General features: G+C 34.5%; 16 protein-coding genes and 1 tRNA gene. 8 read left to right on the top strand and 9 right to left on the bottom strand.

Translation table 11 applies throughout. The annotated features are described in order from the left end of the window. The coding region (locus tag GQ598_RS03220) for a hypothetical protein (RefSeq protein ID WP_160402326.1) at positions 1 to 1,287 on the top strand (1,287 nt) is incomplete at its 5' end. 197 nt (positions 1,288 to 1,484) lie between these two features. Here the strand turns inward: GQ598_RS03220 and GQ598_RS11320 are convergent. Continuing rightward, a complete protein-coding gene (locus GQ598_RS11320; RefSeq protein WP_370516521.1) occupies positions 1,485 to 1,697 on the bottom strand; it encodes an EexN family lipoprotein in 213 nt (70 codons plus the stop codon). Between the two features lie 82 nt (positions 1,698 to 1,779). Then, complete coding sequence (locus GQ598_RS03210; RefSeq protein ID WP_160402324.1) at positions 1,780 to 2,361, bottom strand: YigZ family protein; 582 nt, start codon at positions 2,359 to 2,361, stop codon at positions 1,780 to 1,782. A gap of 60 nt (positions 2,362 to 2,421) precedes the next feature. Here GQ598_RS03210 and nfi point away from each other — a divergent pair, with 60 nt between their 5' ends. Further along, on the top strand, positions 2,422 to 3,087 hold the full coding sequence (gene nfi / locus GQ598_RS03205) for a deoxyribonuclease V (protein ID WP_370516520.1): 666 nt from the start codon (positions 2,422 to 2,424) through the stop codon (positions 3,085 to 3,087). Then, a complete protein-coding gene (locus GQ598_RS03200; RefSeq protein ID WP_160402322.1) occupies positions 3,077 to 3,823 on the top strand; it encodes a tRNA1(Val) (adenine(37)-N6)-methyltransferase in 747 nt (248 codons plus the stop codon). The genes nfi and GQ598_RS03200 overlap by 11 nt, the downstream gene beginning before the upstream one ends. A 227-nt stretch (positions 3,824 to 4,050) precedes the next feature. On the opposite strand, the gene GQ598_RS03195 is transcribed toward GQ598_RS03200, so the two are convergent. The 6 genes from GQ598_RS03195 to lolB form a co-directional block, all read right to left on the bottom strand. After that, positions 4,051 to 5,451: a basic amino acid/polyamine antiporter gene (locus tag GQ598_RS03195; protein ID WP_160402321.1), complete on the bottom strand. Its 1,401-nt coding sequence runs from the start codon at positions 5,449 to 5,451 to the stop codon at positions 4,051 to 4,053. 49 nt (positions 5,452 to 5,500) lie between these two features. Beyond that, positions 5,501 to 6,271: a dimethylargininase gene (gene ddaH, locus GQ598_RS03190; protein ID WP_160402320.1), complete on the bottom strand. Its 771-nt coding sequence runs from the start codon at positions 6,269 to 6,271 to the stop codon at positions 5,501 to 5,503. Between the two features lie 260 nt (positions 6,272 to 6,531). After that, complete coding sequence (apt, locus tag GQ598_RS03185) at positions 6,532 to 7,083, bottom strand: adenine phosphoribosyltransferase (RefSeq protein ID WP_160402319.1); 552 nt, start codon at positions 7,081 to 7,083, stop codon at positions 6,532 to 6,534. Positions 7,084 to 7,263: 180 nt separating this feature from the next. Next, on the bottom strand, positions 7,264 to 8,325 hold the full coding sequence (locus GQ598_RS03180) for a bifunctional transcriptional activator/DNA repair enzyme AdaA (protein WP_160402318.1): 1,062 nt from the start codon (positions 8,323 to 8,325) through the stop codon (positions 7,264 to 7,266). 175 nt (positions 8,326 to 8,500) lie between these two features. Continuing rightward, a complete protein-coding gene (gene ispE, locus GQ598_RS03175) occupies positions 8,501 to 9,340 on the bottom strand; it encodes a 4-(cytidine 5'-diphospho)-2-C-methyl-D-erythritol kinase (RefSeq protein ID WP_160402317.1) in 840 nt (279 codons plus the stop codon). Between the two features lie 12 nt (positions 9,341 to 9,352). Then, positions 9,353 to 9,973 (bottom strand): lipoprotein insertase outer membrane protein LolB, encoded by a 621-nt coding sequence (gene lolB, locus GQ598_RS03170; RefSeq protein ID WP_160402316.1) that lies wholly within the window; start codon positions 9,971 to 9,973, stop codon positions 9,353 to 9,355. A gap of 191 nt (positions 9,974 to 10,164) precedes the next feature. On the opposite strand from lolB, the gene hemA reads away from it, so the two are divergent. From hemA to GQ598_RS03145, 5 genes are all read left to right on the top strand, one after another. Then, entirely contained in the window at positions 10,165 to 11,436 is a 1,272-nt protein-coding gene (hemA, locus tag GQ598_RS03165; protein WP_160402315.1) for a glutamyl-tRNA reductase, read from the top strand. Between the two features lie 36 nt (positions 11,437 to 11,472). Further along, complete coding sequence (locus GQ598_RS03160; RefSeq protein WP_091347057.1) at positions 11,473 to 11,724, top strand: DUF1289 domain-containing protein; 252 nt, start codon at positions 11,473 to 11,475, stop codon at positions 11,722 to 11,724. A 120-nt stretch (positions 11,725 to 11,844) separates the two neighbouring features. Beyond that, positions 11,845 to 12,087 (top strand): zinc ribbon domain-containing protein, encoded by a 243-nt coding sequence (locus GQ598_RS03155; protein ID WP_160402314.1) that lies wholly within the window; start codon positions 11,845 to 11,847, stop codon positions 12,085 to 12,087. Between the two features lie 98 nt (positions 12,088 to 12,185). Next, positions 12,186 to 12,272 (top strand) — tRNA-Leu (locus GQ598_RS03150). Positions 12,273 to 12,523: 251 nt separating this feature from the next. Further along, on the top strand, positions 12,524 to 12,778 hold the full coding sequence (locus tag GQ598_RS03145; RefSeq protein WP_160402313.1) for a hypothetical protein: 255 nt from the start codon (positions 12,524 to 12,526) through the stop codon (positions 12,776 to 12,778). A gap of 10 nt (positions 12,779 to 12,788) precedes the next feature. Here GQ598_RS03145 and GQ598_RS03140 read toward each other — a convergent pair whose 3' ends face one another. Continuing rightward, on the bottom strand, positions 12,789 to 18,809 hold the full coding sequence (locus GQ598_RS03140) for an MG2 domain-containing protein (protein WP_160402312.1): 6,021 nt from the start codon (positions 18,807 to 18,809) through the stop codon (positions 12,789 to 12,791). Positions 18,810 to 18,963: the final 154 nt, after the last annotated feature.

The raw sequence follows: 18,963 nt of genomic DNA, 5'->3' as shown, positions 1-18,963 counted from the left end.
ACATCAAGTAGGACAAATCCAATAGTATTATCAACATGGCGTACTTTGGGTGATATAAAGACTATTTTTCCACCATCGACCACTTATTTGAGTTTAAATGATTTAGTCAATCGTTATCATTATTGGGGAGATGATGATGGAGATGGACAGGGTACTAATGGTGTAACGGCGACAGGGACTTTATGGCTTTCGTTACATGATAATAATGGAGATACTGTACGTCTTAATGATACATTAGATGCATGTAAGGCGCCTTATCAGTTAACAATAGGTCTTAGCTCTGATGGTGGTAGTTTAACTACACAGTATGGCGTGCCAAATCGTCGTGTATTTTCAACCACTAATGACAGAGAGACTTATTATTTCAGTCCAAATGAAAATTGTTCGTTTTTCGTTCAGTCGGCAAGGCCAAATTTGTTATATGGTGGTACTACTGGTATTGATCGTCGTGATGAACCTAAATATGCCGGTCCATCTAACATATGGAGTCCTACAAAGGGTTTTTTAACTCAGTCAACGCGTTCATCATCTTACGACCAAAATTTTCCTACAACGGGTACTAATGGGGTGTATTTTGACTTAGAGATGCCCGCAGGAGTGGATGGAAGTCAGTTGACGTGGTCTGTTGTCACGAATGGTAGTATAAGGGCAGATGTGCGTTGGGTGCGACCAAGCCGAAGCAGTAGCTACGATAAATGGATTACTGATAAATCCAGTTATGTAACAAGGGTAACGTTAAGGGGTCCTGTGGCGACTTATACTCAACAACAGTCAGCTAATCCTAGTCCACTTGAACGTCCATCTTTGCCACAGAAGTTTGAGTTGGTGGGTAGGGATAGTGATGGTCGTGAGGTGAGGTATGGATTTGTCTTACAGAAGTGGTTCGTAAGTCGGGGGAATAAAGGGTATTTTTGGTCTGACGAAATGATGTCTTGGTGTAGTCGTTTGGGTTATCGTGTAGCACGGCTCAGGGATTTAACTAACTCAAAGTGTGGTGTTGATAATACTGATTTCCCATGTCGAAATGGTATAGATGGCGCCACGCCTAGGTCATCTGGTAATTATTACATGCGTCATATCGGAGCTGGTTTTTTCTCGGAGTGGGGCAATATGCATTTCTACAATAATAGCGACTTCGGCTACTCCTTCTGGCTGAATGAATCTAAGGCCTCCTCTCTTCTTTTTAGCTGGGGCGTCGTGATCCTCTGGGACCAAAGCGTCGGCACCCCCTCGTCCGACGGCAGGATAGGCTACAACACCTATTCCTCTATTTGCACCACACCTTAGCTTTTATATCTTAGTCCTTAATCCTTGGGCCGCAGGGGTGGTTATGGTGCAAATAGAGGATAATATTGCAACAAACAGTCCCGCTTGGGCCTGAGTCGGCTAGGACTGTATGCTTCATTCTGTTGAAGTTAATTAATAAAATTTATTCTACATATTGAAATTTTAAAAGCCACATGAGTGGCTTTTATTCATTTAAATTAATCAGTCCATTTTCCAGTATTAGTTGGTCTACTAAGTCCAATCATTGCTTTGTGAGAATTTTGACAATTTAAACTATCACCATCTATTTCACCGTTCTCACATTTTTTACGGTATTTATCTAGTATTTCTTTATTATCTTCAAAATCTTCTACCGTATAAGTCTTTTTGTTACTTCGGAATAAAAACATGGCAGTAATCAATACTAGTATTTTTTTTGTATAATTCCTTATGGTTGTTAGTTAATAATTTGATTATATGATTTTGTTTTTTTTATTTTATTGAAAATTGTTTTTACAACTCAATAATAACGCGTCCACGGGTGATGTCGCTGATATTTTTTTGCAGTAATTGCGATTTATCTTGTGTTATGCCTGTTGTGACTTTGACACCTTCAGCATCAAACTCTTGATTTTCAATAATGGCATCAAGCTCCTTTAGACGATTTTCGATAATTGGCCATTCACTATAATAACAGTGAAATTGCAACGGAATACGGGCAATAAGTTCAATCAGCTCAGCTTGTTGTAAGCAGTGGCTAGCCGAACCACCATAAGCACGAATTAACCCGCCAGTACCCAGTTTTATGCCACCAAAGTAGCGAGTTACCACCACAACCACTTGATCGCAATCTTGCCCTTCAATGGCCGAAAGAATAGGGCGACCGGCAGTGCTGGTCGGTTCGCCATCGTCGTTAAATCGATATTGTTGTCCAATCTTCCATGCCCAGCAGTTGTGAGTAGCGTTGGGATCACTTATTTGGTTAATAAAGTCGGTGGCTTGTTCGGCTGTTGTAACTGGCGCAGCATTGACAATAAAGCGACTTTTTTTTATTTCTTCTGTTAGTTCAACGGAATTTGCTAATGTATATGGCATGCTAATTCTGGTAAAATCAATTTATTGTGGATAATAATACTGAACAGAATCAAAATGTCTATTAATTTAGAACAATTAAAGCAAACACAACAGACGTTAGCGAAGCAAATTATATTAACCGATGCGTTTTGTCAGTCGGTTAAATTTATTGGTGGAACCGATGTAGGCTTTGAGGATGATGGTCATGTGACTAGAGCTGCAATGGTTGTTCTTACTTATCCTGATTTTAAGGTTGTTGAATACCATATTGCTAGAATAAAAACGCAGTTTCCTTATATTCCCGGTTATTTATCTTTTCGTGAGTATCCTGCACTGATCGAGGCATGGCAGCAGGTAACTCAGAAACCCGATTTATTGTTTGTTGATGGGCAAGGTGTTGCTCACCCTCGACGTTTAGGTATTGCTAGTCATTTAGGTTTGTTGCTAGATATGCCAACGATTGGTGTAGCTAAAAAAAAGTTGTGTGGTCAGTATAAACCATTGCCAAAACAAGCAGGTAGTGTCACGCCTTTGCAAGATAAGCAAGACCAGATTGGTTGGGTACTATGTAGTAAAAATAATTGCAATCCTTTATTTATTTCGACCGGTCACCGAGTGAGTCAAGATAGCGCTTTAAAATGGGTTAATTTATGTTTGCGTGGCTATCGCTTGCCTGAACCAACGCGCTGGGCTGATGCGATTGCGTCAAATAAACCTTTGTTTAAGAAGTTTAAACATGCACAATAATCCATTACCATTAAAAAAAGGTGGCTTTACCTTTAAACGTTTTTTTGTTGGGCACGACAAAAGTCCAATGAAGGTAACAACCGATAGTTGTTTGTTAGGCGCATGGGCGCCCATTTGTTCTGTTCCGCAAAAAATACTGGATATTGGCTGTGGTTGTGGCGTAATTGCGTTGATGTTAGCCCAGCGATTAGAACATAATCATTGTCAAATTGATGCGATTGATATTGATGTGCAGGCAGTGGCACAATGTCAGCAAAATAGCCAGCAAGCTGGGTTTACCTCGGTTAATGCGATTAATATCGATATTAATCAATTTGAGCCAAGTCATGCCGTGGGCTATGATTTGATTGTGACCAATCCCCCTTATTTTGAATCCGCTGTTGATTGTCGTAATCCGCAAAGGCAATTAGCACGCTATACCGAAAGTTTAAACTTTCAACAGCTTATTGACACGGTTAAGCGTTTATTAAACCCCGCAGGTCAATTTTGTTTAGTTTTGCCTTATCACTTATCCAATCAGTTTAGGTTATTATGTGAATCTAATCAGTTATATTTACACGAATTGATGAATGTTAGATATAGTGCAGATAAAGACTTTTCGTTGTCGTTGATGGCTTTTTCATTAATTCGGTCTAATAAGGTTAATTCGCAGGAATTGTGTATGCGAGAGGATGATGGACGTTATTCACAAGAGTTTAGACGATTGTTATCTGATTTTTATCTGTTTCGAAAATAACGCTTAGATGCTTACTTATTTTTAATTTCATAGTGAATCTAAGTTATTTAATAGTAAGTAATAAATCTTGATAAAAGAAAGTTTCATCCTCAAAAGTTAAAGCATAAAATTAATGTTATATACAAATATAACTTATTATTTAAGTCGCTTGCATTCCTTTTATATATTCGTATTTTTTGCTCATATGAGGCTTTTTGAGATTGTCAAAAAACCTCGACTAAATATGATCAGATCAAGAAGTATAAAATAGCGATGATAGCTAATAGGATAATTGCAATAGCATACACTTTGTCGTGCAAGTAACTAAATGCCGGTAAAGATCGTTCCTTTCTGGCATAGAGGTAAAAACATAGTCCCACACTATAGAGTATCATGGAAAGTAATAAATAAGTTGTGCCACCAGCATAAATCAACCATACTCCATAAATCGATCCTAAAGCGCCAATCATAATTAAATAGGCCTTGCCTTGTTGAATAGCCAATTTGAAAACAAAAAGCGCCGAAAGCAAGTAAGGGATAAGTACCATTGAGGTTGATAGCTGGATTAAGGTGTTGTAGCCCGATTGATTGAAATGCGCAAGGATAATTAATACCGTTATTAAGCTTGTTGTTAGCCATAATGCTTTGGGAGGTGTACCCGCTTTGTTGAGTTTACCAAAGCAACTTGGCACCGTATGCTGTTTGCCTTGACCGCTTAAAAATAGCATTTCGGCAGCTAGCATTAGCCACGATAATAATCCGCCACTGACCGACACAATTAAGCCGATGTTGATCAAGGTTGCACCCCAACTACCAATGACACGTTCAATAACTAAGGCCATTGATGGGTTTTTCATTTGCGCCAGTTCTTGTTGTGGCACAATGCCAAGCGATAACACAGATACGCAAATAAGTAATAAACTGGTAATAGCAAAGCCAAAAAAGGTGGCGCGACTAATACTGATAATATTTTTGGCTCTTTTGGCATAAACCGTTGCGCTTTCAATCCCTAAATAGACCCAAACGGTATAAAGCATGGTGTTTTCAACTTGATCAATAATTGATCCTAATTGAGGTGTTCCCCAAAAGTCGATCTTAAATGTCGATATTTTAAAGGCGAGGCTAACACAAACAATAAATAAACCAATAGGCACAATTTTAGCTAATGTCACTAAACAATTTAATAAAAAGGCGCGATATATTCCTTTCAATACAAAATAATGTACTATCCATAACAATAAAATAGCCGCAATAACCGCCGGTAATGTGGTGCCATGACCAAAAAAGCTTAAGCAATCAAAAGATCCTAATGCGCTAAATAAAATAACTAAGTAGCTAGTACACGACATCCATGCCGATATCCAGTATCCCCATGCTGCATTAAAGCCGATATAATCGCCAAATCCTTCTCGTACATAGCCGTATAATCCATCATTGATTTTGTAAAATCGGATCGATAAATACTGAAATACTCGTGTTAGCATGAACATGCCCAAAAGGGTTATTGTCCATGCAATTAAAATCCCTGCAGTGCCTGACCCTTCGGCCATGTTTTGCGGTAGGCTAAAAATTCCACTTCCTACAATACTGCCAACAACTAATAGGGTAAGGGGAAGTATGCCTAGCTTTTTTTGTATTGGTGTATTCATAGTTCGCTTATTGTTAAGTTGAGTATTAGTAGGTTTTCATTCAATCATTTTAAAATCGTAATGACATGCAACTTACACCACCATCTATTTTTCGATATTCAGAGGTATCAACTTTGATAACTTGGTAACCAAGCTTTTCGATCTTGCCTTTTGTGATTGGGTAGCCTGCTGGCATAATAACGCGGTCGTTAACCCATATGCAGTTAGCCGCATAACTTTCTTGCTCAGGGATTTCAATAATATTAAGGTGTTGGAATTCGGGTTTAGTGATAAATTCGCCTGCTGCTAATAAGTTGTTATTCTCTAAATAAGCAAGACCTGTTTTTAGATGTAACACTTTTTCGAGTTTAACCACCGAGCCCGTTAATCCATACTTTTCTAAAATAGCTATCATTTGGTTAGCACCAGCTTGGTTGGTTCGAGCCGATAAACCAATGTAGTAGTGGTTTTCAACCATCATTATATCGCCCGCTTCAACTGTACCGGGTGCGTTAATTCTTTCCACTTTATTCGGATAAAATCTTTCGATGGTCTCAGCAATAATTTCAGTTTCTTCCCTGCGGCTTTCGGCTCCCGGCCTTGTAATAATGGCGCAATATGGCGTACAAAGGACTGTATCTTCAACAAATACCGAATCTGGAAAGCGTTCATCGGCGGGTAAAATGGTGATGTCAACATCGCACTGTTGTAATGCTCGGATGTAATTGTTGTGCTGATCTAAGGCTTTTTGATAATCTGGTTTGCCTAAGTTGGCTGATGTTAAACCGTTGATTAGTGATTTAGCTGGTGTTCTTGCAATAATGTGACTAAATTTTTTCATTTTTAACTCACCTTTGTTTTATAATTATGCTGTATTTTTGAATAATAATTCACTAAATAAACTAAATCAAGCTTAAATTTGATTTTTTATTCAATTTTGTTTTTGTGGTGTTGGCTTTGAATTATTGCTGATTCTAAATTGTTGCGGATATTGTGAGTAAATTATCCATTGATGATTATACAGTGGTATAGAAGTGATAGGGGATATATAAAAAGGGTAATATAAATTACCCCTAAAAAGATGTTTTTTAAATAGATGGGTTATTCACCTTCAAAATCCACTAATGTAAAACAATTAATGCCCATATCAGTGAGTTTAGTTTTACCCTCTAAAGTAGGTAAATTAATTACAAAAGCTGCATCTTCAGCAATGCCGCCTGCTTTTTGTATCAATTTTGCTGTTGCTGCAACCGTACCGCCAGTCGCTAATAAATCATCAATAATTAATACGCGTTCACCGGGATTAATAGCATCAGAGTGAATTTCGAGCGTATCAGTACCATATTCTAATTGATATTCTTCTCTAAATACGTGACGCGGTAACTTATTTGGTTTTCTTACTGGCACAAAACCAACATTTAATGCTAATGCAATTGGAGCTGCAAAGATAAACCCACGCGCTTCGGTGCCAACCACTTTATCTATTTTTTTATCTTTATAGTGATCGATTAATAGCTCAACCGAAGATCGAAATGCAACAGGATCTTCAAGCAGGCTAGTAATATCACGAAATAGAATCCCTTTTTTAGGGTAATCGGGTATGGTGATAATACTATTTTTAATTAGTGCGAGTTTTTCTTGTAATTGAGTCATATTAAATGTTCTCTATATCATTTCTATAAGAATGGACAATTTTTCATTATATACTCTCGTCGTTTGGCATGGCAATAAACAAAAAGTAATATCGCTGGAAAATAGAATCGTTGACTTGTTTTTTTACTTTTTTTTACAAATAAATACAATATTCACACAGTTTGTTTGAGGTAAATACATTTAGTTTTGATTTGAATATTTTTTTTCGTGCTCAATTAACCAACGTTTTCGCTCTAAGCCTCCACCATATCCCATTAATTCGCCATTTGAGCCAATGACTCGGTGACATGGTACAATAATCGCAACTCGATTAAATCCATTTGCACTTGCCACTGCACGTATAGCCTGTGGATTATTAATTTTTTCTGCTTGTTGTTTATAGGTAGTTAGTTTTCCGTAAGGAATTTGCTTTAAACAATCCCAAACGGCTTTTTGAAAGTCTGTTCCTGGTGTATGTAATTTGACATTAAAATATTGCCTTTTTCCTTGGAAATATTCGTCAATCTCTTTTTTGGCTTGTTTTATATGGCTATTATCACCAAAAATAATTTTCATTTTTAATTGTCTTTGTAGTTGTTCGAGTTCAGTTTCTAACATTCTTCTATCTACAAATTCTAATAAGCAGATCCCTTTATTGGTAGAGCATACAAACATGGGGCCTAATGGCGTTGTTACACGATTAATTAAAATAATGTCTTGATTGATACTTTCTAATGGCGTGTTTTTGATGATTTTTTTATAGGTATACCCAAAACCACTTAAAGATTCATACCCTGTGTTATAAGCGGTATTAATAACATTTCCTTCTACTTTAAGCTCTTGATAGGCTTGATTAATTCGGTACATCCTTTGATAAGTTTGGAAGGTGATTCCATAATGTTTTTTGAACCAGCGTCTTACCATTTCAGGGCTTATTTGATGTTTTTTTAATATGGTATCTGATACTTTTGTTTTAGGATTTTCTGTAATTAATGTGACGGCTTTAGTAACGTCAATAGGTGCTTCATTAGCATTTTCAGTTGGTTTGCAAATTTTACAAGGTCGATATCCTGCATCAAGTGCGTCTTTAAATGTATTAAAAAATTCAACATTTTCAAATTTTGGTTTTCTTGCTCTGCAAGTCGCAATACAAAATACTGATGTTGTTTTAACCCCTGCATAAAAGATTCCCACATAGTTTTGATCTTTTGTGAGTAAAGCTTGATAATACTCTCTTATTTTGTCCGCATTACTAATAACCATAATTTTTTAAGCCTTAATTTTATTACATCTAATAATTAGTATGCATATTAAATAATATAGTAGCGGCTGCAACCGAAAAAACGACAACTATTTTTTATATTGAAAATTTGCCATAAAGAAAGACTTTAGAATAAAAAACTTAACCAATTAATGATGTGTTGGTTAAGTTTTTTAGTTAATTTCTGTATAAAGGTGAATTGTTTAATGATTTTGCTACAAAGCTGTTGATTGATAGTGTTTTAAGTTTGGTTTGAATGTCCAATGCTTGCTGCTCTGATTCACACTGTGTAAAAACACAAGCCCCAGTACCTGTTAATCTACTAGGAGCGAATTGTGATAAGTAAGTTATGAGTTTATCAACTTCAGGATAACGCTCGCGTACTACATTTTCACAATCGTTTTTAAACTGATCAAACGGTAAAGCGATAAGTTCTTGCATACTGAGCTTGGGTGTATCACGGCATAGTTTTGGGTCGTTAAAGACTTTTGCTGTTGATATTTCAATATTGGGGTAGGCGACTAGGTACCAGTGTTCAGGAATATCAATGCTTTGGAATTGATCACCAATGCCTTCAGCAAAAGCAGCATGTCCATAAATAAAAATTGGCACATCAGCCCCAATTGTTTGACCTATTTCGATTAATTCGTCAGTCGATAAGTTCAGTTGCCATAACTGATTTAGTGCGACTAATACAGTTGCAGCATTGGAAGAAGCACCGCCTAGTCCACCACCCATTGGGATTTTTTTATTAATTGTAATATTTACACCAATATTTTTTTTGTTAGCATACGACTTTAATCGTTCTGCGGCGATCGTAATTAAATTCTTATCGTCGGGAATGTTAGCAAATGGTGTTAATAATTTTATGTTGTCATCTTGACGGACTGTAAAGGTCAAAATGTCACAATAATCTATAAATTGAAACAGCGTTTGTAGATTATGATAATTATCAGCACGACGGCCTGTAATATATAAAAATAAATTTAATTTAGCAGGTGATAACCATTGTTTCATAAATATTATCCGTTATCGTAAAACCCAGTTGCTAATTTTTAATCGAACCACTACATCATCATGGGTAAGTTCAATGATTGCAGGTAAATAAATTTCTTTATTTTTATAGGTATAATTTGTATAACTGGAAATTTTTAATGTCCATTTATTATTGCCTTGCATAAAGATGGTTGATATTAAGCGTCCTGAATTGTCTAATTTGTCAGCATTGATGTTATCTGAAAATCCTTTTAACCAATTATGTAAAGAATTTAATGGGATATTTACGTTAGAGATTTTTTTCATTAGATTTTCAACGTTGACATCTTGATAACTTTCACCATTTTTATCAATCAGTTGTGCATAATTAGGCTCGGCTTTTAAGGTTAAAATATTGGTACCAACGGGGGTGGTTAATTTGACTTCGTAATTATCTGTTGACTGTTGAGTAATTAAAAATCGACCATAATTACGAGACTTAGTACTCATATAAGCAATACTACCGTTTACTTGAAACGCATTTATTTGTTGTAAATTCTGTTGGTGAGCTTGCCATTGTTGCTTAACTGAAGTTGAATTTTGTGATTTAGTTGATTGGCAAGCGGCGATAAATAAAGATAACACGATAATAAAAGCATATTTGATTTTAGACATGAAGTAACTCTTAGTTGTTAGTGTTTGTTGTCAACGATGAGTGTATTATAACCGATAATTATCTGAATAAGAAAAAGTAACTATGTAAATTAATCTTTATTCTTTTTTTATGTATAATATAGGTTTAGAGCTCGTTTAATATAAATAAAATAATTATATCAATATATAACCTTCAAAAAAGAAGCGATGCAATGTCCATTACAATTTTTGGTGTTAATCATAAAACTGCTCCAGTCGCTTTAAGGGAAAGACTTGCTTTTCCTACTGAGATTGTCGATAAAGCGTTATACAGCCTATACCAACATCCTTTAGTTGAAGGATGTGTGATTTTGTCTACCTGCAATCGAACAGAAATTTATTTGAGTTATGAGCATCAAACTGACTATCTTAGATTAAAACAGTCTGTAGAAAGTTGGTTGGAGCAATTTCATGATCTTGATATTGAGTTATATCAAAACTCACTCTATTGGTATGGCGGCCAACAAGCTGTTGAGCATTTGATGTCGGTTGCTAGCGGTTTGGACTCAATGATCATTGGTGAGCCACAAATTTTAGGGCAAGTTAAGCAGGCATATAGTTTTGCTCAAAAACAAAACTGTTTATCCGTCCAATTAAAAAAACTATTTCAAACAGTGTTTCATGTAGCAAAAATTGTCCGCAGTGAAACCAATATCGGTGCTAATACGGCATCTGTTGCCTATGCCGCTTGTTTAGTTGCTCGCAATCTTTTTGTTGATACTTCTCATTTAAATATTATGCTTGTTGGAGCAGGGGAAACGATAGAACTTATCTCACGCTACTTAAAACAGCATGGATTTAATCACGTGATTATTGCCAATCGTACCCGTGAAAAGGCATTAAAACTTACGGCTGGTATCGATGCAGAAATTATTTCATTGCCTGATATCGCTAATCGACTTAAAGATGTTGATATTGTGATTAGTTCAACAGCAAGTCCTTTACCTATTATAGGTAAAGGTATGGTTGAACGCACTTTACGCGCTAGAAATTACCGTAAAATGCTGTTTATTGATTTAGCTGTGCCTCGCGATGTTGAGGAAGAAGTTAATCAGCTTGATAATGTGCATCTTTACACTATTGATGACTTACAAAAAACGGTAGAAAGTAATTTAGAGCAACGTGCTATTGCCGCGAAAGAAGCGCAATATATTATTCAAGAACAAGCTGAATATTTCATTGATTGGCTTAAGACGAGACATGCAGTTGCTTATGTTAAGCAGTATCGTCGTAATGCAGAAAGTATTAAGCGTGAATTACAAATAAAAGCTTTAAATGCTATCAAGCAGGGGGCAAATATTGATGATGTTTTTGCTGAGTTTTCCCATCGTTTAACCAATAAATTAATCCACGCACCGACTCAAACATTACTCCATGCCGCTACACATGATTGTGATGACTGTTTCAAAGTGCTTAGTAAAGGTTTGGGCTTAAAAGAACACTAGTAAATATATCGCTTTGTCTAAAAAACGAGGAATAAATTGGATCAGATTGAATTTTTTGATATCCCAAGCCCTTGTAAACGAGTTTGTGAAACTGATAAACAAGGCTATTGTATTACCTGCTATCGCTCAAGAGACGAACGTTTTAAGTGGTTAACTTTGAGTGATAGCCAAAAACAAGATGTTTTGCGTTTATGCAAACAACGGGCAGCAAGGCGCCGTTATTTATTATCACAGCAACCACAACCACAATTAGATCCACTCACATCACAATTTGATCTTAATTTTTGAAATCTATTTATCTCTTTTTAATTGTATATTGTAATCTTGTGTAACTAAGAGTAGGATTTTTTATACGTATAAAGATGGCAATTATTGAGTCACTTTTTTAATTTTATTGGAATTTAGAATATGAAAATGTGTATTGCTTGTGGCATGCCAATGACGGCTATTGCTGATTATCCGTTGCTTGATATGTCTAAAAGATATTGTAAGCATTGTGCTCGTAAAGATGGCACAATGAAAACATTTAATGAAAAATGGCATGAAGTCACATTACAATATGCTAAAAATTACAATATTGATAATGCAATAGCTAAGCAGACGGCTTATATAATCCTTAAAAAATTACCCGCTTGGAAACCTAGATATTAGTTTGTTTTTTAGGCATATAAAGCACTTTACGATAATACTTGTTGCAGATATTGCAAAGCTAAGTATAATGCTAACGTTTACTTATTTACACGTTTAATGCCAGTGTGGCGAAATTGGTAGACGCAGCGGATTCAAAATCCGCCGCCCTTAAAAGCGTGTCGGTTCGAGTCCGACCACTGGCACCAAGTCCACAAAAAGAACTTCAGCGTGAAGTTGTTTTTTATGTATAAAGCCTTCCAAAACAGTATTCTGCTACATTTAGCTTATTATTAACTGACCCAACCGCATTTTAAATTTATGATAACATCTGACTCCTTTTAAAACCTTTAAAAATTAATGCGATGAAAAAATAAAATATTTTTTGTTGCTAGTCTGCAATATAACATTGGTCGGTTGTTTTGGTTCAGATAACTTTTAGTCTAGCTCAGTTGATCGTATGATTGACAACCCAACTCCGAATGAAATTAAAGTGATTGTTGATGGGAAGGAATTAACCATTCCAGTAAAATCAAGTGTGAATTATACATTTGAGTACGGTAAGCATACATTGTCTTATGGTAATCAATCGTTAAATTTTATAGCAAAACCTTCAACAACTGATAGTTCTGGGTTAATTAATTCAACTCAAAGTAACTATATAATAGTTATTTTATTGAAAAACGGGCATAAGCCCGTTTTAGTGAATGGTTAGTTGTAAATAACTATTGTTGTGGGATGATACTTATCTTTTGTCCACCTTTTGATACAGCTTGAATATCACGATTATACATTGCTTCTCCAAATGCAGGAGGAATACTGTAAGTTCCTATATTGGTTGCTTTGATTTGATAGGTGAATTCTTGTATTTTATTATTATAAGTTGAACCATAAATAATAACACGATCTTCACGTACATCTGTATATTCTGGATACCAAGTATGTTTTCCTATTTTTATACCAATTGGTGAAACCCAACCATAATTTTCATCATAATCATCTTCTTCATAGTCATCGTATTCTTCATTATCTTGAATATATTCGTCAGAATCTTCTTCCTGAGAATCTATTGGTTGTTGTACTACTTCAAAACCACCTGGTAGTAAATCAACAATGGCAATATTAGTTGCACCTTCATCTGCTAGTGCTCGGATTCTAACTGTTACGTTAATTTTATCGCCAAGTTTGACTTGTTCAACAGGCTTGCCATCAAGATCAGTAAATTCACGATATACTTCAAGCCCCTCTTTAATTGGCTCTTTAGGGATATCTTTGTCATAACCTTGTTCAGAAAACATATACCAAACAGGTAAGCTTGATTTATTAGTTATGTTTAATTGCGTATCTTGAACATTAAACCTACCTTTAGTCAAAATTCCATTTAAACTTGCAATAATTCTTTGTTTTTCTACATCTTTTGATATTGCATTAATTTGAAGGGTATCTTTAGATAAATTTGATTGTTCAATGCTCTGCGAATAACTACTTAAAGCCAATATTGTCATTGCTGATGATTGAGTAGTATATTTTTGTTCATTAAGCATGATAACCATATTTTCTAATGCTTGCGCAGGAATATCTTTTACTTTTTCAGGAAAATGTTTGCCGATTAAATAGATTTTTCCTGCATTAACGACTAGTGGATCATAATAGTTGTTTAGCCACCAAGCACGATCATATGCAGCTTCTAATTGTTGCCAAACAGGTTTGATTAATTTATTTGCCTCTTTATCCATTTTTAACATTTTATAAGATGAAGCTAAATACATTGCCGTTATATCTTTTTTCCATGAATCTTCTTTTCGATTAAGATCGCTCATGGTAGAGGCTAAATAGCTTGTTGTTACTTTATTTTGCCTTGTTAATAAATAGATAGCATAAGCACGGACTCTTAAACCATAAGTACTATTATCTCTAGATACAGCAATTGTTTGCAGATATTTATTAGCATTATCAAGCATTTTTTTAGGTACTTTATAGCCCATTTCTTTTGCTTCAAGCATAAAGTTTACTGCATATAATGTAATAAAAGGATTAACATTGTAAGTTGAGTACCATAAACCAATTGCACCCTCACTATTTTGACGAGATTGCAACACTTGGAATAGTTCTGATAATGGTGCTATCCCTTCTTTCGAAGCCAGATCAAAATCACGATATTTACTCGCTATTAAAACAGGAATTGCTCGGCTTACAATCTGTTCAGAACAATAGTGTGGGTAGTCTTGTAAATAGGTACTTAGGCCTTTACTTAGTATAAATGGTGAATAAGATGCGGCAGCTTCTCGTTTACTTAAGTTACTATACATGTTTCTAAAATCAGTAAACGTTTGTTTATGATCTTCCATTCTTCCCATTTTTGTGATTAATCTGTATTCAGTTAATGGCCTTATTGAAAGGCTAACATCACGTGTGATTGTAATATCATTATAGTTGGCTGAAAAGTGGAGATCGCTATTACCAAGTTTGTCGGTTGCCTTAAAATTAAATTTTAAAACTCCAGTTTTGCCATTAGCTAATTCAATAGCTTTGTTACTGTCGCCAATAATTGATAGGTTAGGGGATGTTGAAACCTTAATATCGATCGGAACGACTTTGTCTCCAATATTTTCAATCAGGTTAGTTACATTTAGTGACACTTCAAACTCATCATCTGGTGCAGCAAAATATGGGGCATTAGGTTGTAAAACAATATCATTATGTACAGTTGTTGACATTTGAGTATGTCCCATTGTTTTATCACCAACCGATACAGCCATGATACGAATTTTGCCATTAAAATAATCAGGCACTTTATATTCAAAGGTTTTATCGCCATCTACATCAATAATACCTGACCAATAGGATACAGGTTCGTCTACTTTGCGTTTAAATGGATTTAAATGATTTGATAATACATCATCATTATCACCATCACCACCAGGAGCGGAAGCTGTCAACAAATGACGAAATTCTGGCAATATAAGATCTAAAATTTGTGAAGTTCTTACTGATAGTGCTTTTTTGCGTAAAAAGCTATTCAATGGATCTTTAAGTTTATAATTTGAGACCTGTAAAATTCCTTCGTCTACAGCAAATACAACCGCTTTTTGTGGCGTATTTGTATGTAACGTAATTGGCAGTGTATCTCCAGGTTTTATTAATGATGGTGCTTGTAATACAATTTTATCGTTAAATTGCTCATTTGAAATTTTGAATGGTATAACACCATAACTAAGTGGACTCATAAAAATTTCATCTGAATTTGGGTCACGAATAAATTGGACATTAATATAACCATTGCCACTAATGTCTTTCGGAAGTGTTATTTTTTGTACTGAGCTTGTGGTGTCTGTATGGAACCATTTCCAAGAATACACTTTGTCGCGTTCAATGGTAATAATACCACTACCTACATATGGTGCAGTGATTGAAACCTCTATTTCGTCACCCGGATTATATTGTGCATCTTTAATCTTTAATGTTAGTTCTGCATTACGATCTAAATCACGAGTAATATTAGCTGTACCCACAATAGAGTATTTGCTTTGGTAAAGTAACTCATCGTCTTTATTTCTAATTTGGATAATATAATTACCTGGATTTTTGCTATCTAATTCGTATGTTGTTTTTTCAGAACTAATCTTAAATGGCTGTTCTAATAGTACCGATTCTTTACGGCGTGATTCGTATTTATAAACCCCCGAAGGCTGTTTGACTAATACTGAAAGATATTTTTCTTCAATTAAAACAAGTTTTAGATCAGATAACTCTATTTTTTCTAGGGCAGGATTAATAGCTATAAAATCAATATGACGAACCGAATCTTTATTAATGTATCTTAAATTACCATCAGCTTTTGCACCAACCAAATAATCATTTGGTGATACAAAGGTGCTTGCTGTTGCAGCAACACTTCGACCACTATCTGGTTCAAAAACGTCTGTTAACATTCTTAATGTATAGTTGCCTTCAAAGCTTTGCATATTTTCATTAAGATCGATTTTTACTACACCATTTTCATCTGTTGTTTTGTCATCTAATTCAACTTTAAAACTATTTCTTCCCCCTGAAATGTTTTGATAAAAATAGTAGTCCTCATATTTTTTAAAATAAGGGGTTGAAGGTTCAAGAATCAATGTATTTGTTACTCGTCGATTAGCAGCATCTGTACCAAATAAGTTTTTGGCTTTGATTTCAGCCTGAATATCTTCAGGTTTTAACCACCCATCTTTTATCTCTGGTAATAATTTAAGGGATACGGTTGTTTTATCGGGTTCAAATTCACGAACAACAATTGAACTAGAACCTAACAATACCCGAGATTCATCATCATCATTTTTTAAATATAAATTAATATACCAATCACCAGTAGGGGACTCATAGTTGGTTTTATAGCTAAGCTCATTAAATCCTGATTTATCTAGTACAATTGGTTGTTTTAGTACTAAATTGGATTTTGGATCATAAATTTCTGCTTCTACAGTGATCCCTTCCAAGGAGTTTTCCCAATTTTGAGCTCGAACTATGGTGCCAATGTGGAATGTATCACCTGGACGATAAATACCTCTATCTGAAAAAATATGTGAACGTAATTCTCCACCTTCTATGGTTTCACGAATACCACCTATATCAAAACGAGATAAATTTAAATTTCTTTCATAACTTTTGATTGGTAAAAATGATAAATCACGTCCTTTTTCAACAACATATAAAATTGGTTTAATGCCTTGATAATATTCAGATAATGGTGAAAAGTGGACATGACCGTTACTATCAGTTTTTTGTGAAGTAATAGTGATTCCATTCATTCCCAATACTGAAACTTTAGCATTACTAATTGGTTTACCTGAGCTTATCGATTGAATAAATAGATCATTTGATTGATCAAGCGATTTTTTAGCTATAATTCCTAAATCAGTCACAACAATAAAACGAGATGCCATGAACTCATATTGAGTATCTTTCGTTTTTTTCCCATAAAGTCTTAATAAAAAGACACCCCGATTTTTATTACCGTTTGTATCGGCTGTTAAGTAACGAGTTAAATCGACATTGGTGTATTTTACTTCCTCTGGAGCTCCTGTAAAATCTTTAGTTATACTGTATTTTTCAACAAAATGATCATTATCAAGTTCACCAAAATCCATATCTTTAAATTCGTAGCTTTGATTAAACGCTACTAGATGTTGAAGTTGTGAAGGAATAACGCGATCCATTTCTAACTTCATTTGTTCTAAATTACGTGAAACGATTGGTAATTTTTTTTCGCCTGATAAGGATAGTAAAGAACCTGATGCAGCAAAATCAAGATAAGTTGGGTAACTAGGAACTGTCAATATTGTCTGATAATCTTGTTTTAAAAAATACCCTTCTTGAGAAGATAAAGGTTGATTAACCTCAATATATAATTTTGAGTTTTGTTCGGTTTTGAATTCAAAGCTAATTTGATTCTGATAAGTAAGTTCAGTATCAATTGGTTTCATTGATATTGGTGTTGCTTTTTCGAGTATTTCTGGCGTTACATTATATTTTATTTCGTATCTACCAGAAGTGCTATTGTTATATTTTTCACTATACGAACCATTTTTATTTTCAGGTAATTGCCAAACTTTGATTGCTTTTGATACATCTTCAGATCTTACTGCATGACTTAATGATAATACTAATACCTGCTGTATTTTTTCGTTGCTTTTTTCGACCAATGTAAGCTCTGTTTTTGTAACGCTTAAATGATATTTATCGGGTACAGTTACATTATTAGTTATATCGTAATTCATTGCGCTACCACCTACAGCTGACATAACCCCCTTGTTAATTGTCATTTTTAAATAACCTTCTTTATCAAGTAAGGGAATAGGTGCACTCTTTATATATGCAATTTTGTCATTATCACCATAGGTTATAGTAAAATCGACATGGTTTAAGAATTTATCATAGTTTTTTTCGTAAAAACTGTCATATTTCTTGTCTTTTTCATAAAGTGATAAAACAATATTTTTTTCAAAACTTTGCTTATCAACAGGATGACTAAATTTGACTGTATTTATGACATTCCTAACATTAGTTTCTGTAGGATTGGAATAAAGCTCACCTTGATTTTTGAACTTATATTCGAAATCAGGAGAAATAAAGGATAAGGTTGCACTATTTTTTTCTAGTTCGCTGTTTTCAGCAAATAATTTTGACTTATCCAATACGACTGTATATTCAATACCAAGTGGCCACTTTCTCTCTTTTGGTATGAATCTTATTATTGAATCATTTGACCATGTCCATTTCCCCTCAATGTTTGGTGAAATGGTAATACCTTCTGTTATTTCATCTTTATTGATTGATTCTAGAGGAATTGGTGGGCGTTTAGCACCGATGAATTGGATATATATTATACCGCCACTTGTACTTGGTGGGGTTAATTCAGCTGAATAGGTATTTATTACTACAGGTGCTGGTTCAATCGGTTTTGGACGATTTAAATACCAATGATAGGCGTAATTACCAGAAAAGTAAGCAATAAATCCCAAAATAATACTTGTACCAATTAAAGTTTTTATTTTTTTTAATGTAGAACCTACTGCATAGTAAAATCTTTTTGCATTAGGTAACCAATCTGGTGTTGACCATTTTATATCACCGATAATTGGACTAAATAACCAAAAAAATCCTTTTGCTAAAATTAATAAAAAAAGCAGAAAATAACTGATTATTTCCCAAGCTTTTTGCAAAATATAGAAAGGTAGTTGCAAGATTAATTTTAGTAATTCCATTATTTATTCCTATTCCTCATATAAAGATTTAAAAATCATTTTTTTTATTATGTTTTATATTTAAACACGCATACTTTTCAAAATTTTGACAATTTTTTTATATTTTATTTTTAATAGTATAACACTCTACATAAAAATACCACTTACAATATAT

Source organism: Gilliamella sp. Pas-s95, from assembly GCF_009795795.1.
GTDB classification, from domain to species: Bacteria; Pseudomonadota; Gammaproteobacteria; order Enterobacterales; family Orbaceae; genus Gilliamella; species Gilliamella bombicola.
Note: the sequence above shows the minus strand (reverse complement) of the source record. Positions and strands in the feature narration are given on the sequence as shown.